Raw genomic sequence first — 13794 nt, 5'->3', positions numbered from 1 at the left:
CAATAAACAATCCCGACTTTTTTCTGCCAAAACTCAAAAACATAACAAGAGGTTTTGTGATGAAAACAACCGTGCCCGGGCTGATTGAAAAGCCCGCTTTGCAACGCACCCTCAGCAACCGACATATTCAACTGATGGCCATGGGCGGTGCGATTGGTACCGGCCTGTTCATGGGCTCGGGCAAGATCATTGCGCTGTCCGGCACCTCGATCATCCTGATCTACATGATCATCGGGCTGTTTGTGTATTTCGTGATGCGCGCCATGGGCGAGTTGCTGTTATCCAACCTGAACTTCAAGAGCTTCGCCGACTTTGCCGGTGCGTACCTGGGGCCGCGTGCGGCGTTCTTTCTCGGCTGGTCGTATTGGCTGAGCTGGAGCGTGGCGGTGGTGGGGGATGCCGTGGTGGTGGGGGGCTTTTTCCAGTACTGGTTCCCGGACGTGCCGGCGTGGATCCCGGCGATTGCGATGCTGCTGACGCTGTTTGCATTGAATGTGCTGACGGTGCGGCTGTTTGGCGAGGTGGAGTTCTGGTTTGCGATCATCAAGATCATCGCCGTGGTGACCCTGATCAGCGTGAGCGTGGTGCTGATTGCCAGCTCGTTTGTGTCACCCACCGGCGTCACCGCTTCCCTGACGCATTTGCTGGATAAACAGGCGGCGTTTCCCAATGGCCTGTTCGGCTTCTTTGCCGGGTTCCAGATGGCGATCTTCTCGTTCGCCGGCACTGAGTTGATCGGCACGGCGGCGGCTGAAACCCGCTCGCCCGAGAAGACGCTGCCCAAGGCGATCAACTCGATCCCGCTGCGGATCATCCTGTTTTACGTGCTGGCCCTGGCGTGCATCATCGCCGTGACGTCCTGGCAGCAGGTGTCACCGAGCAAGAGTCCGTTCGTTGAGCTGTTCCTGGTGGCCGGGTTTCCCGCTGCCGCCGGGATTGTGAACTTCGTGGTGCTGACGTCGGCGGCATCGTCCGCCAACAGCGGGGTGTTCTCGGCCAGTCGCATGCTGTTCGGCCTGGCGGACTTGGGCGATGCCCCCGGGATTTTCCGGCGACTGTCGAACAACAGCGTGCCGTTTATCAGCCTGGCGTTTACCACCTTCCTGATGCTGCTGGGCTTATTGCTGCTGTTTATAGTCCCGGAAGTGATGACGGCCTTTACCATCGTCTCCACCGTTTCGGCGATTTTGGTGATCTTTACCTGGTCGACGATCCTGGCGTCCTACATCGCCTATCGGAAAAAGTGCCCGCAGCTACATGAAAAATCGCTGTACAAAATGCCCGGTGGTGTACCGATGGCCTGGGTTTCACTTGGGTTCCTGGCCTTTGTACTCAGCTTGCTGGCACTTCGCCCAGACACCCGCCTGGCGCTCTGCGTGATGCCGGCGTGGTTTGTGTGGCTGGCGGTTGCCTACCATTTCTCGCATTTTCGCAGCCGACTTCAGCCTGATCAGCGCACAGCGCTATAGCGGTCGTCATACAACTCACGCGAATTCGACCGTCAAAAAAGGCCGTCCTGTACGGCCTTTTCATGACGGTTTTTTCATCGCTACATGACAAAAATTTCACATTCTGCGCCATAGGCCCCATGCCACAATCCGCAGCGTTTGCAGGGCCGCAACGGTATTCGCTCGAAGGACAGTAAAAAAATAATGTTCACAGGGGCGCAGTAAATGAAACTCTCTACATTAGCGTTGGCCATCACCGCGGCCGTCCTCGCACAACACGCCAGCGCAGATGACTTTGGTCTTGGCTCACTCGGCACGGGTAACGGTCACAGCGGCTTCCTTGAGGACAGCCACTCGTCGATCAGTTCGCGCACCATGTACTACAACGCCGACGTTCACTCCGGCACCGCGAATGACCTGCGTGAAGCGGCTCAAGTACTGCGTTTCGACTACAAATCCGGTTACACCCAAGGCACCGTAGGCATCGGGTTCGACGTGATGGCCTTTGGCGCCTTGCGTCTGGACGGTGGCGATGGCCACGCAGCGGGTAACGGCCTGTCGGGTAACGGCAACAGCTTCTTCCCCGTGAAGAACAACGGCACCGAGCCTGCTGACAGCTTCGGTCGCGCAGCCGGCAACGTTAAATTCCGTATTTCCCAGACAGAACTGCACGTGGGCGGTGGCTTGGCCCCGATCCTGCCGATCCTGGTGTCCAACGACAGCCGTGCCGCGCCGCAAACCTTTGACGGCGGCATCCTGACCTCCAAGGACATTCCCAACGTCACCTTCACGGGCGGCGAGCTGAACAAGGCTGAAGGTCGTGCATCGAGTAACTCCACGGGCTTGAGCGTCGCGGGCGCCACTCGCGACAGCGACAGCTTCCGTTTCGGCGGCGTTGACTACCAGCCGTTCGGTTCTTCTGACAACGTCATCGCTAAAAACCTGACGTTGCAGTACTACTACGCCGACCTGGAAGACTTCTACAAACAGAACTATTTCGGCCTGGTGCATGTACTGCCGTTGGGCAATGATCAATCGTTCAAGACCGACCTGCGCTATTTCGACAGCACCAGCGACGGCAAGAACGGTTCGGCCGGCTATGCGTTCAACAACAACGGCGGCTATGCCAAGCACGCCGGTGAAGTCGACAACAAAACCTACAGTGCTGCCTTCACCTACCAGTTGGGCGGCAGCCAGTTGATGCTCGGCCACATTGGCGTGAGCGACGACGGCGGCTTCGTGTGGGTCAACCAGGGCAGCATCGCCGACCCAACTGCACAAGGCGCGGCCGGCTCCGACTTCTACCTGTTCACGGATGCGGTGGTTGGCCAGTTCTCCCGCGCGGGCGAGCAGGTCAATTTCGGTCAGTACCTGTATGACTTCCGTACATTGGTGCCGGGCCTGAAAGCCTCCGTTGCTTACCTCAACGGCAGCGACATCAAGGCCAAGGTTGCCGGTGGCAGCGATCAGTCGGAACGCGAAACCGATTTCCGTCTTGATTACGTCGTGCAAGCGGGCCCGCTGAAAGGCTTCGGTACAACCTTCCGTACCGGTAGCTACCACGGCCACAACACCGGCACTGCCGACCAGGATCAAACCCGTTTGATCTTCAACTACACCTACGCGCTGTTTTAATCAGTCGCGGGTAAACGCTCCAAACGAAGGCCGCCTGTTGGGCGGCCTTTTTTTTGCGCATCCGCAATCTCGGCATCGCCGTGGGCAAGGAAGCGATCGCGCTGAGCAAGGCTCCGTGGGTGATGCTGATGACTGAATCCAGCGACATCCGCCTGTCGGCCCGCAACTGCCTGGAAGGCAAAGTGCTGAGCGTGAATGACGGCGCGGTGAATGCGCAAGTGGTGATCGAGTTGGGCCTGAAGCCGGGTGTGAGTGCCACGGCGGTGATCAAGGCGTCCCATATCATCCTGGGTGTGCCAGCCTGATAAAACCCACCCACGTAGCAGCTGTCGAGCCCAAGCGAGGCTGCGTCAGCGGTGTATCTGACACACCGCCGACGCAGCCTCGCTTGGGCTCGACAGCTGCTACGGATCGGTCGTGACGGAGCGCGAGTCATTAATCAGCGTTGCAGCGATCATTCAACGGGCTAAGGCGCCAGCCGCGTAAACACATAATCGTGGTTCTTCACCAACGCCTGATGGCAGGCAAAGCATGTCTCATGCTGCGCCTGGTCCGCCGGTTTGCCGTTGATGAACCGTCCAAAGCCCCAGCCTCCCGTCGCCGCATACTTCTTCGAATCCTTGACCATGAACTGCACGGTGGTGGCCGCGCCGGGAATCGAGGCGGTCTTGAACTCGGGCGACTGCACATGTTTCCACGCCAGCTTGGCCAGCACGGTGCCGTCGGGGAAGGGCAGCGTGCCCTCGCGGTAGGCCTTGAGCGCGACTGTGTTGCCGAGCACCACCCGCAGTTCATTCAGCGGGTCGGCTTCCTGGGCCGGCGCGATCAGCTCCCATTGGCGGTAGCCGTCGGGAATTGTCACACCGTAGATCGGCGAAGGCTCGCTGGTGGCCGGGCCGCCAGAGGCGAACCCGGTAGCGGCGGCCACCACGGCGGCGGTTGTGGCGACGAGTGCAGCAAGGTGCAGGCGCTTCATCACAGGTGATCCGCATCAATCACGGCCTTGGCAAAGGCTTGCGGGGCTTCCTGCGGCAAGTTGTGGCCGATGCCGCCGCTGATCAGCCGGTATTCGTATTTGCCGGTAAAGCGCTTGGCGTAGTCTTGCGCCGCCGGGTGCGGGGCGCCGTTGGCGTCGCCTTCCAGGGTGAGGGTGGGCACGCTGATGGACGGGGCGGTGGCGAGTTTCTGTTCCAGCGCAGCGTATTTTTTCTCGCCCTGCACCAGCCCCAGGCGCCAGCGGTAGTTGAAGATCGACACGGCGACGTGGTCGGGGTTGTCCAGGCCTTTGGCGCTGCGGTCGAAGGTGGCGTCGTCAAACGCCCATTTCGGCGAGGCGATCTGCCAGATCAACTTGGCGAAGTCATGGGTGTTTTTTGCATAGCCGGCGGCGCCGCGATCGGTGGCGAAGTAGAACTGGTACCACCATTGCAACTCGGCCTTGGGTGGCAAGGGGTTCTTGCCGGCGGCCTGGTTGCCGATCAGGTAGCCGCTGACCGACACCAGCGCCTTGACCCGCTCAGGCCACAACGCCGAGACGATGTCGGCGGTGCGTGCGCCCCAGTCGTAGCCGCCGAGCACGGCTTGCTTGATGTGCAGCGCGTCCATGAAGTCGATCAGGTCGACAGCGAGTGCTGCCGGCTGGCCGTTGCGCAGGGTTTTGGCCGACAGGAAACGGGTGTCGCCGTAGCCACGGGCGTAGGGCACCAGTACGCGGTAACCCTGGGCGGCCAGCAGCGGCGCGACTTCGGAGTAGCTGTCAATGTCGTAGGGCCAGCCGTGCAGCAGGATCACCACCGGGCCATCGGCCGGGCCGGCTTCGGCGTAGGCCACGTCCAGCAAGCCGGCCTTCACGTGCTTCAGCGGGCCAAACGCGGTGTGGGCGCTTGCGCTGGCAACCGCAGGCGCTTGCGTGTCCTGTGCACTGGCAACGCCGAGGGCACCGAACTGCAACAGCGCAAAGGCCAGCAGCGACGCGCCCATCAGGCGGCGGGATGGGATGTTCAACTGTGTGTGCATGGTGAGCCTCCGGCGGCGGGTTGTGTGCCTGGCTCACAGTTGAACGTGGTTGTGTATCCCGTCTGTTTCGAGAAAACGCTTGGGTTAAAGCTTTTGTATCGCAGGGGTGTTTGGACACACTGCGATACACAGGTCAGACGGGCCGGGTGGCCCTGTACACCAGGCTCGGCGCCTGCCCGGGTACATCATCCAGTTCATCGATGTGCTGCATGCCGATCTTTTCCAGCACCTTGATCGAGGCTGCATGCGCGGGACGCACCACGCCGTACACCTGTGGCTGGTCCAGCTCGACAAAGCCAAATTGCAACGCCGCCCTGGCAAGCTCCGTGGCAAAGCCCTTGCCCCAGGCACTGACCGCGAAGCGATAACCCAGGTTGATCCGCTGGACCTCGTTGTACTTGTACAACGTGATGCCACCAAAGCCGATCACACACGCCGGCGCTTCCCGGGTGGCGATGGCCCACTGGCCAAAGCCGTGTGTTTCCCAATGGTCCAGCCAGCGATCCATGACGTTTGCGGCCTGCTGGATATCCGTCAAAGGCCCGGCCGGGTTGTAGCGGTTAGTCTCGGGATCGCCATAGATGGCGAATACACTGGCCACATCGTCGACCGTTGGGGCCCTGAGTATCAGGCGCGGGGTGGTAATAGGGCGGGTATTCATGGATGGGCTCTGATCCTTGGAGCGAGAGAGAAGGTGTTCACCTATATTTATCCTGCTTTCGGCGCTCTAGCACGCTTGATTCAGTTGTTAGGGCTACTGGCAGGATGCCACAATGGCACTTTGTCGCAGCAGTATGATCAGGCGGACCAAATGAATGGCCTTGGGCGTGGGCAGGACCAGGATTGCTTCATCGAGGAGCAGGTACGAACGGATCGATTGCATCAGCTGTTTCGCCAGTCATTTTCGGCGGTGTTCGGGAGTTATATGGCGGCGGCCATGCTGTGCTGGCTGTGCTGGGAGCGTTTTGACCAGCGGGTAATGCTGGTGTGGCTGGTGGTACTGGCGGGGACTTCGCTGCTGCGGGTCTCGATGTTCATGGCCTGGTTTCGTTGCCCCAACAGCGAGCGCACCCCCGCACGCTGGGAGCGGCGCTACTGGCTCACGTTGATGCTGTCTGCCGGGGTCTGGGGCCTGGGCGCACTGGCGCTGATGCCCACCGACGACCGGCTGTCCCAGGCCCTGGTGATGCTGTTCACCGTGGGCATGTCGGTGAGCGCAGTCTCGTGTTATTCGGCCTATCGCTATATGACCCTGGTCTCCATGGGCCTGGTATTGCTGCCATGCACCCTGTGGCTGCTGTTTCAACCGTCCTCGATGCAAGTCGGCATGGCGCTGGCGGTGCTGGTGTTCTCCTCGTTTGTCGGCGGCGCCACGCGCAAGCTGTCGGACGCCCTGGAAAAGGCCTTTCGCCTGACCCGGCAAATGGAACGTGCCCACAACATCTCCACCCGCGCCGCACAAACCGATGAGCTCACCGGCCTGATGAACCGCCGGGCATTCTTCGAGCATGCGCAGTTGCTCTACGAACAGTGCCGGCATAACCAGCAGCCGTTGTGCGCGCTGATGATGGACATGGACCACTTCAAGGACATCAATGACACCTACGGCCACCAGGCCGGGGACCAGGTGTTGCGGCAGATCGGTGGGGTGATCAGCGCCTCGTTTCGCCAGGCCGACGTTTACGGACGGCTGGGAGGCGAGGAGTTTGCGGTGCTGTTGCCGGACACGTCGCTGGAGACCGGGCGGGACATCGCCGAGCAGTTGATCAAGGCGATTGCCGGGCTGGCCAGCGAGCCGGTCCATGGGCTCACCGCCAGCCTCGGCGTTGCCTGGGCCCGGGCGGTGGATCAAGACCTGCACGGCTTGATGAACACCGCCGACAAGGCCCTGTACCGCGCCAAGGCCCTTGGTCGCAATCAGGTGGCCGTGGCCGAATAGGGCTCAGCCCTTGGGCAGTGCCTTGGCCAGCACCTGGGAGACCTGGTCGGCCGAGTAGGGCTTGGGCAGGAAGGCCAGGCCTTCATAGCCGCCGTCAGCCAGTTCCTGGCTGTAGCCGGAGGTCAACACCACCGGCAGGGCGGGCCTGCGCCGCCGCAACTCCCTGGCCAGCGCCACGCCGGTGATGCCGGGCATCACCACGTCGGAAAACACCGCGTCGAACCCCATTGCATCCGCACCGGCCAGCTCCAGCGCCTGTTCGGCGTTGGTCGCCCAGGTGGTCCGGTAGCCCAGGTCCTGGAGGATCTGATTGGCAAAACGGCCCACTTCCAGGTTGTCTTCCACCACCAGGATATGGCGCTGGGCGCTTTCTGCCACCAGCCCGCAAGTCTGATGCGTGGGGTTTTCAAAGCCTTCTTCGGGCACCACTTGCGGCAGGTACAGGGTAAACACCGTACCCTGGCCGACCTTGCTGGCCACATCGACGTTGCCGCCCGATTGCTTGGCGAAGCCGAACACCTGTGACAGCCCGAGGCCCGTGCCCTTGCCGACTTCCTTGGTGGTGAAAAAGGGTTCGAAGATGCGCTCGAACGTCTCGACGGGTATCCCGCTGCCGGTGTCGGTGAGTGAGATCGCGATAAACGCCTGGCAGGAACCGGCGTCGCCGCGGATGCTCGGCAGCGGAAGATCGGGTTCCACTTTCAGGGTCAGGGTGCCCTGGCTGTTCATGGCATCCCGGGCGTTGAGGGCGACGTTGATCAGTGCGGTTTCAAATTGGCTGGAGTCGGCGCGGATGTAACACGGCTGCCCGGGCAGTTCGACCCGCACCTGGATCCGCGCGCCGGTCACCGTCTCGAGCATTTCGCCGATGTTGTTCACCCGCTGGCCGGCGTCGAACACTTCCGGGTTCAGCGGCTGGCGGCGGGCGAATGCAAGCAACTGGCTGGTCAATTTACTGGCCCGTTCCACCGTGTCGGTGACGGCGCCCATGTAGCGCTGGCGACGCTCCTCCGACAGGCCAGGCATACGCAGGAAGTCGACGGATGAGCGAATGATGGTCAGCAGGTTGTTGAAGTCATGGGCCACGCCGCCGGTCAACTGGCCGATGGCTTCGAGCTTCTGCGATTGGCGCAACGCGGCTTCGGTCTGGGTCAGCAGGGTGGTTCTTTCGTCGACACGTTGCTCAAGGCTTGCATTCAACTCCGCCAGGCGGCGGGACAGGACCACGGTGGCGGTGGTTTCGGTCACGGTGTCGAGCATGCCGACCACCTGGCCGTTCACGTCACGAATCGGGCTGTAGCAGAAGGTGAAATACGCCTGTTCCGGTGCGCCGCCGCGTTCAACCGTCAACGGGAAGTTTTCGATGAAGGTGGCTTCACCGGCGAAGGCGGCGTTGGCGATCGGGCTGATCTGGGGCCAGGCTTCCTGCCAGATTTCACTGAAAGGCCGCCCGAGTGCATTGGGTTTGTCGCCAAGAATCGGCACAAAGCCGTCGTTGTACAGCGTGGTCAGCGAAGGCCCCCAGACGATCGCTTGAGGGAAACTTGAGGCCAGGCACAGGGAAACGGTGGTCTTGAGAACGTCCGGCCATTGATCCAGTGGCCCCAATGGCGTCGTTGCCCAGTCGTGATGCCGAACCCGTTCGGCCATTTTGCCGCCGCCTTGCAGCCAGTTTGTCATTGGGTGAACGCCTTCTTTGTCGCGGTTTGCTGAAGCAGGGGTGCCAAGCTACAGACACCCCTGGATTCAGCCAGTTCAGCGGGATTATCGACTAGATGGCATTTTAATGTCTCCGCCGCATAATCACCCGTCAAACCGCGTTCAGACCACGGTGATCGCCACCTCGATATTGCCGCGGGTTGCCTTGGAATACGGGCAGGTCTGGTGGGCCAGATCGACCAACGCCTGGGCGGCGGAGTGTTCGATACCCGGCAGGCTGACCCGCAGGCGGGCTTGCAGAAAATAGCCATTCTCGGGGCTGTTCACCAGGTCCACTTCGGCACTCACTGCGGTGTCGGCCGGCAGGCGGAGTTGCAGGGTTTGCGCGGCCTTGCCCATTGCACCGATAAAGCAGGCGGACCAGCCGGCGCCAAACAATTGCTCGGGGTTGGTACCGGCGGCCTTGGAGCCGGGTGGGGACAGCTTGATGTCCAGTTGCAGGTCATCGCTGTGGGACGCGCCTTCACGCCCGCCAGTGGTGTGGGTTTTGCCGGTGTAGAGCACGGTGCTGTTCTGGGACATGACGGTTTCCTGGTAAGTGACCCGGGGTGGGCCGATGTGCACAGGAAACCGTGCTGGCGTATCCGCAATGTGTCATCGCCCGGGGCGCAGGGCCTCGCAGTGTGTCGTCTTGCTGCGAGGATACGTTGGGATACAAACCCTTATTGCTGCACGCCAAACAACCCCGTCCAGTAGATGCCCGCGTCGCTCTTCGGGTCCATGGCATAGGCGGCGCCCATTTCGCGAAATTGCGGGTTCATCAGGTTGGCGCAGTGCCCGGGGCTGGCGAGCCAGCCGTCGACCACCTTGCGTGGGGTGTCCATGCCGGCGGCGATGTTCTCGCCGATCTGCTGGCCGATGTAGCCCGCCAATTCAGCCCGGTCGCCCGGGGTGCGGCCATCGTGGTCCAGGTGATCGAAGAAGTTGCCGTTGGCCATGTTGCGGGCGTGGCCGGCGGCGGCGGTGGCCAGCGCTTCGTTCCAGCTCAAGGGCGTGGTGGCGGCAAACGCCTGGCCGCCACACTGGTGGGGTTGCTGGCGGGCGGCGTTGATCAGGTCGAGCACTTTCTTGCCTTCGGTCTGGGTCTCACCCAGGCCGCTGGTCAGCAGCGGGCGAGCCAGCACGATGCGCCAGTCCTGGCCGCTGTTGCTCACGCCGATATCGATGAACTGCGGGTCGAGCACCACCCGGCAAAAGCTTTCGCGCACGGCTTTCATGGCGGCTTCGGCGTTCTTGGGCCCGCTCAGGCTGATGGCCTGGACGTTGACCATCGGGTACGCCGCCCGCGCCAGCGCCTGCTGCAAATCGCCGACGCTGTTGACCGGCAACACCAGCCGCGTGTCGCTGGCCAGCGGTGGCAGTTCCTGGGAACCCTGGTTGCCGCAGCGCTGAACCTGGCTGCGGTATTGATTGATCGAGTCGACCAACAGGCTTTCTTCACCCGCCTGCGCCTGGGCGCTGAACACCAGACTGGCGGCCAGCGTCGTAAGACCCATCATCAATGACAGAACGCGCATGGACGTTTCCCTTGAGCTTGAAAGTGCCCATGATGCGCGATGAAGGGGCTTGCATGCACCCGTTGGTCCGAACTTTTTGCCTCAGTTCTTGAATGCCGAGTGTTTGCGGCCCTGATCGCACAGGGCGAACACCACCACCAGCAAGGCCGAGATCGCGAGGATTATCACAACGCCATCAGTGGAGTGGGTGGCCGACGCCGCCACCATCGACAACGCCCCTAATGGCGCCAGGCCACCTGCGATGGCGGTGCCGATTTCCCGTCCGGTACCAAAGCCTGAAGAGCGGGTTTGGGTCGGGAACTGCCGGCTCAGGAACGAGCCCTGGGGCGCAAACATCATCGGGGCGAGGATGCCGGTACCCACGCCGATGGCGATATAGATCATCAGGCTCTCGCCGGTATTGAGCAGCGCCAGGAACGGGTAGGCGAACAGCAGCGAGAACAGGCCGCCGAGCATCAGCACGGTCTTGCTGCTCCACTTGTCGCACAACCAGCCGAAGCACGGTACAGCGACGATGGCGATCAGGCTGGCGATGGTCACCGACAGCGAAGTGACGTGCACATCAACGCCCTTGAACTGGGTCAGGTACGCCAGGGAAAAGGTCTTGAAGATGTAGCTCAGGGCGTTGTAGCCAATCGCCACAAAGAACACCACCGCCAAACCCTTGAGGTCGTTTTTGAACAGCGCCTTGAGCGGCGAGGCCTTGGCCTTCGCGGTTTCCTTGCTCAGTTCCTTGAACTCCGGGGTTTCCGGAATGCTGTTGCGAACCCACAGGCCCACACCCACCAGCGCGATGCTGCAAATGAACGGAATCCGCCAGCCGCCGGCCAACAGGAATTCATTGCCGTTGATGGTCAGCAGGTACACGGTCAGGGACGACAGCAGCAAGCCCAGGTTCAGGCCCAATGCCGGCCATGCACCCTGGCTGCCGCGCTTGCCTTCCGAGGCGTGCTCGTAGGACGTGACCGCCGCGCCGGACAATTCGGCCCCGGCACCCAGGCCCTGGATGATGCGGATAAACACCAGCACGATCGGCGCCCAGATGCCGATGGAGGCGTAGCTGGGGATCAGGCCGATCAGCGTGGTGCACACGCCCATCATGCAGAAGGTCAGCACCAGCACTTGTTTACGCCCGAACTTGTCGCCCAGGTAGCCAAACAGAATGCCGCCGAACGGGCGGGCGATAAAACCGATGGCAAACGTGGAAAACGCCATCAGCGTGGCGGCTTTCGGGTCGCTGTTATCGAAGAAGATTTTCGAGAACACAATCGCCGCCATGGTGGCGTACAGGTAAAAGTCATACCACTCCAGCATCGAGCCGAAGATCGTCGCGGCCGCGACTTTGCGCAGGCGTTTCTTGGTTTGCGCGGGCGTTTCAACGTCCGGGGTGCGGGCTGTTGCCGTCATGCTGTAGTTCCTTCTGAGTCATTATATTTATTGTCAAAGTGAGGCGTGTCGCAGGGTGTCAGTGGGGCTTGAACATGCGGTCGGCGATCATCGCGCCGATGGGCATCGCGGAGGTGGCAGCGGGTGAGGGCGCATTGCACACGTGGAGCATTCGCGGGGTCTGGGCGAACAGGAAGTCGTGCACCAGGGTGCCGTCGCGCATCACCGCCTGGGCGCGGATGCCGGCCTCGAAGGGCAACAGGTCTTCGATGTTCAACGACGGGCAGTACTTGCGGCATTGCTCCAGGTAGCCGGACTTGAACAGCGAGTTCTTCATCTCGACGCTGCCGGAACCGAGGTTCTGCCAGATGGTTTTCCAGAAGCCCGGGAAGCTCGCGTACTGCGCCACGTCGCGCCAGTTGACCGAGAACTTGCGGTAGTTCTCGCGGCCCAGGCCGAGTACGGCATTCGGGCCGACCGTGACGCTGCCATCGATCATGCGAGTCAGGTGCACACCCAGGAACGGCAGATCCGGGTCGGGAATCGGGTAGATCAGGTGGTTGACGATGTTGTTTTTCGATGCCGGCAGGCGGAAGTATTCGCCACGGAACGGGATGATCTGGTGGTCGATCTTGACCCCGGCCATCACCGCCAGGCGGTCCGATTGCAAGCCGCCGCACACCACCAGGTGCCTGGCCTGCCAGCTTTCGCCACGGGTACTGACGGTGACTTTGTCGGTGTCCTCGACGATGGCGGTCACGGTGCGTTCCAGGCAGATTTCACCGCCGGCGCGGCGGATCACCCGGGCCATGGTTTCGCAGACTTCGCGGTAATCGACGATGCCGGTGGCGTCCAGGAACAGCCCGCCCAGGCCGACGATATTCGGTTCGCGCTGGCGCAACTGGTCGGCGTCCAGGCGTTCGACCTTCATCCCGTTGAGCTGCGAGCGGGCGTAGAGCGCCTCCATCCGCTGCACTTCCAGCGGGCTCGAGGCCACCAGCAACTTGCCGCACACCTCGAACTTGATCCCGTGCTCGGTGCAGAACTGCTTGGTGGCTTCGGCGCCGCGCTTGCACAGGTCGGCCTTGAGGCTGCCCGGCGCGTAGTAGATGCCCGCATGGATCACGCCGCTGTTGTGGCCGGTCTGGTGCTTGGCCAGCAGGCTTTCCTTTTCCAGGATTACCACGGATGCGTCGGGCTGGCGCTTGAGCAGCTCCATCGCGGTGGCCAGGCCGACGATGCCGCCGCCGATGATGCAAAAGTCATAGATCATTGTTTTAGGTACCTACGCATTTCAGTCTGCTTATCAGGTTGTCAGACTAATGGTTTTGTTAAAAAAACGGCGCGCCGGCGGCACGCTTTAAAAGGGTTTGGATCAGTCAGTTGATGGCGGGCAATTCCAGGTGCAGGCGCCGTGCTGCCGCGCGCAAGTGGGCCTCGGCACAGGCTGCGGCGCCTTGGGCGTCACCGTCGGCGATGGCCTGGTAGAGCGCGGTGTGTTCCTGGGTGGCGTCAGCCGAGCCACTGACAAAGCGCGTGGCGGAGTTTTCCCAGGCGGTCTTGCGGGCACTGGCCAGTTGGCTTCGCAGGAAGTCGTGGAAGGCCACGAAATAATCGTTCTTGCTGGCTTCGGCGATGGCGCGGTGGAATTCCACATCGGCCAGGGCAGCGGCTTCGAAGTCGGCACGCTTGTCGTGCATTTCCTGCAGGGCGGTTTTCATGCGCTGCAGGTCAGCGGCATCGCGGCGCCGGGCGGCAATCGAGGCCGCTTGGGTTTCGATCCACAGGCGCACTTCGAACATTTGCGCCAGATCCGGGCGGCGGCCGTTTTTTTCCGGGAAACGGAACACGGTGCCGGCAGGAGTCTGGGAGATAAATGAGCCCAGGCCGCGCCGGGCGGTGAGTACGCCGTCGGCCTTGAGCTGGGCAATCGCTTCGCGCACCACCGAACGGCTGACGTTGAGCTGTTCAGCCAGTTGCTGTTCGGTGGGCAGGCGCGCTTCGGGCGCCAGTTGGCCGGAATCGATTTCTGCACGAATGGCGCTGACAACGCGCATAACGAGCGAATCAGGGCGCTGGAGCTCAAGCATGGGAAAACCTTGGTAATCAGGTTGTCAGACAATAGTCGTTACGA

General features: G+C 61.8%; 12 protein-coding genes and 1 pseudogene. 4 read left to right on the top strand and 9 right to left on the bottom strand.

The annotated features are described in order from the left end of the window. Positions 1–59 precede the first annotated feature (59 nt). From M2400_RS18790 to M2400_RS18780, 3 genes and pseudogenes are all read left to right on the top strand, one after another. Positions 60–1469, top strand: a complete 1410-nt coding sequence (locus tag M2400_RS18790) for an amino acid permease (protein ID WP_259197394.1) — start codon at positions 60–62, stop codon at positions 1467–1469. Between the two features lie 204 nt (positions 1470–1673). Further along, complete coding sequence (locus tag M2400_RS18785; RefSeq protein ID WP_259197392.1) at positions 1674–3083, top strand: OprD family porin; 1410 nt, start codon at positions 1674–1676, stop codon at positions 3081–3083. Positions 3084–3142: 59 nt separating this feature from the next. Further along, a pseudogene (locus M2400_RS18780) lies at positions 3143–3388 on the top strand (molybdopterin-binding protein); the annotation flags it as partial. Positions 3389–3549: 161 nt separating this feature from the next. On the opposite strand, the gene M2400_RS18775 reads toward M2400_RS18780, so the two are convergent. From M2400_RS18775 to M2400_RS18765, 3 genes are all read right to left on the bottom strand, one after another. Continuing rightward, positions 3550–4059 (bottom strand): cytochrome P460 family protein, encoded by a 510-nt coding sequence (locus M2400_RS18775; protein ID WP_177044184.1) that lies wholly within the window; start codon positions 4057–4059, stop codon positions 3550–3552. Continuing rightward, positions 4059–5099, bottom strand: a complete 1041-nt coding sequence (locus M2400_RS18770; protein ID WP_259197391.1) for an alpha/beta fold hydrolase — start codon at positions 5097–5099, stop codon at positions 4059–4061. The genes M2400_RS18775 and M2400_RS18770 overlap by 1 nt, the downstream gene beginning before the upstream one ends. Before the next feature lie 133 nt (positions 5100–5232). Further along, entirely contained in the window at positions 5233–5760 is a 528-nt protein-coding gene (locus M2400_RS18765) for a GNAT family N-acetyltransferase (RefSeq protein WP_259197390.1), read from the bottom strand. A 150-nt stretch (positions 5761–5910) separates the two neighbouring features. Between M2400_RS18765 and M2400_RS18760 the strand changes: the two genes are divergently transcribed. After that, a complete protein-coding gene (locus M2400_RS18760; protein ID WP_177078724.1) occupies positions 5911–7038 on the top strand; it encodes a GGDEF domain-containing protein in 1128 nt (375 codons plus the stop codon). A 3-nt stretch (positions 7039–7041) separates the two neighbouring features. On the opposite strand, the gene M2400_RS18755 is transcribed toward M2400_RS18760, so the two are convergent. The 6 genes from M2400_RS18755 to M2400_RS18730 all read right to left on the bottom strand — a co-directional run bounded on the left by M2400_RS18755 (position 7042) and on the right by M2400_RS18730 (position 13750). Beyond that, a complete protein-coding gene (locus tag M2400_RS18755; protein WP_259197389.1) occupies positions 7042–8718 on the bottom strand; it encodes an ATP-binding protein in 1677 nt (558 codons plus the stop codon). A gap of 141 nt (positions 8719–8859) precedes the next feature. Continuing rightward, entirely contained in the window at positions 8860–9279 is a 420-nt protein-coding gene (locus M2400_RS18750) for an organic hydroperoxide resistance protein (protein WP_177116023.1), read from the bottom strand. A gap of 140 nt (positions 9280–9419) precedes the next feature. Beyond that, positions 9420–10274, bottom strand: coding sequence for a CAP domain-containing protein (locus tag M2400_RS18745; RefSeq protein WP_177044178.1), 855 nt, complete (start codon positions 10272–10274; stop codon positions 9420–9422). An 81-nt stretch (positions 10275–10355) separates the two neighbouring features. Further along, positions 10356–11681, bottom strand: a complete 1326-nt coding sequence (locus M2400_RS18740) for an MFS transporter (protein WP_177044177.1) — start codon at positions 11679–11681, stop codon at positions 10356–10358. A gap of 58 nt (positions 11682–11739) precedes the next feature. Next, positions 11740–12933 (bottom strand): L-2-hydroxyglutarate oxidase, encoded by a 1194-nt coding sequence (lhgO, locus tag M2400_RS18735; protein WP_259197387.1) that lies wholly within the window; start codon positions 12931–12933, stop codon positions 11740–11742. Between the two features lie 106 nt (positions 12934–13039). Continuing rightward, positions 13040–13750, bottom strand: coding sequence for a FadR/GntR family transcriptional regulator (locus tag M2400_RS18730; protein WP_177044175.1), 711 nt, complete (start codon positions 13748–13750; stop codon positions 13040–13042). Positions 13751–13794: the final 44 nt, after the last annotated feature.

The sequence above is a fragment of the Pseudomonas sp. BIGb0558 genome (assembly GCF_024807515.1).
Taxonomy (GTDB): domain Bacteria; phylum Pseudomonadota; class Gammaproteobacteria; order Pseudomonadales; family Pseudomonadaceae; genus Aquipseudomonas; species Aquipseudomonas yamanorum_A.
Note: the sequence above shows the minus strand (reverse complement) of the source record. Positions and strands in the feature narration are given on the sequence as shown.

Excerpts from the sequence above, each read along its gene's own strand:
- M2400_RS18790 (WP_259197394.1), top strand. The coding sequence starts at position 60 with ATGAAAACAACCGTGCCCGGGCTGATTGAAAAGCCCGCTTTGCAACGC.
- M2400_RS18785 (WP_259197392.1), top strand. The coding sequence starts at position 1,674 with ATGAAACTCTCTACATTAGCGTTGGCCATCACCGCGGCCGTCCTCGCA.
- M2400_RS18775 (WP_177044184.1), bottom strand. The coding sequence starts at position 4,059 with ATGAAGCGCCTGCACCTTGCTGCACTCGTCGCCACAACCGCCGCCGTG.
- M2400_RS18770 (WP_259197391.1), bottom strand. The coding sequence starts at position 5,099 with ATGCACACACAGTTGAACATCCCATCCCGCCGCCTGATGGGCGCGTCG.
- M2400_RS18765 (WP_259197390.1), bottom strand. The coding sequence starts at position 5,760 with ATGAATACCCGCCCTATTACCACCCCGCGCCTGATACTCAGGGCCCCA.
- M2400_RS18760 (WP_177078724.1), top strand. The coding sequence starts at position 5,911 with ATGAATGGCCTTGGGCGTGGGCAGGACCAGGATTGCTTCATCGAGGAG.
- M2400_RS18755 (WP_259197389.1), bottom strand. The coding sequence starts at position 8,718 with ATGACAAACTGGCTGCAAGGCGGCGGCAAAATGGCCGAACGGGTTCGG.
- M2400_RS18750 (WP_177116023.1), bottom strand. The coding sequence starts at position 9,279 with ATGTCCCAGAACAGCACCGTGCTCTACACCGGCAAAACCCACACCACT.
- M2400_RS18745 (WP_177044178.1), bottom strand. The coding sequence starts at position 10,274 with ATGCGCGTTCTGTCATTGATGATGGGTCTTACGACGCTGGCCGCCAGT.
- M2400_RS18740 (WP_177044177.1), bottom strand. The coding sequence starts at position 11,681 with ATGACGGCAACAGCCCGCACCCCGGACGTTGAAACGCCCGCGCAAACC.
- lhgO (WP_259197387.1), bottom strand. The coding sequence starts at position 12,933 with ATGATCTATGACTTTTGCATCATCGGCGGCGGCATCGTCGGCCTGGCC.
- M2400_RS18730 (WP_177044175.1), bottom strand. The coding sequence starts at position 13,750 with ATGCTTGAGCTCCAGCGCCCTGATTCGCTCGTTATGCGCGTTGTCAGC.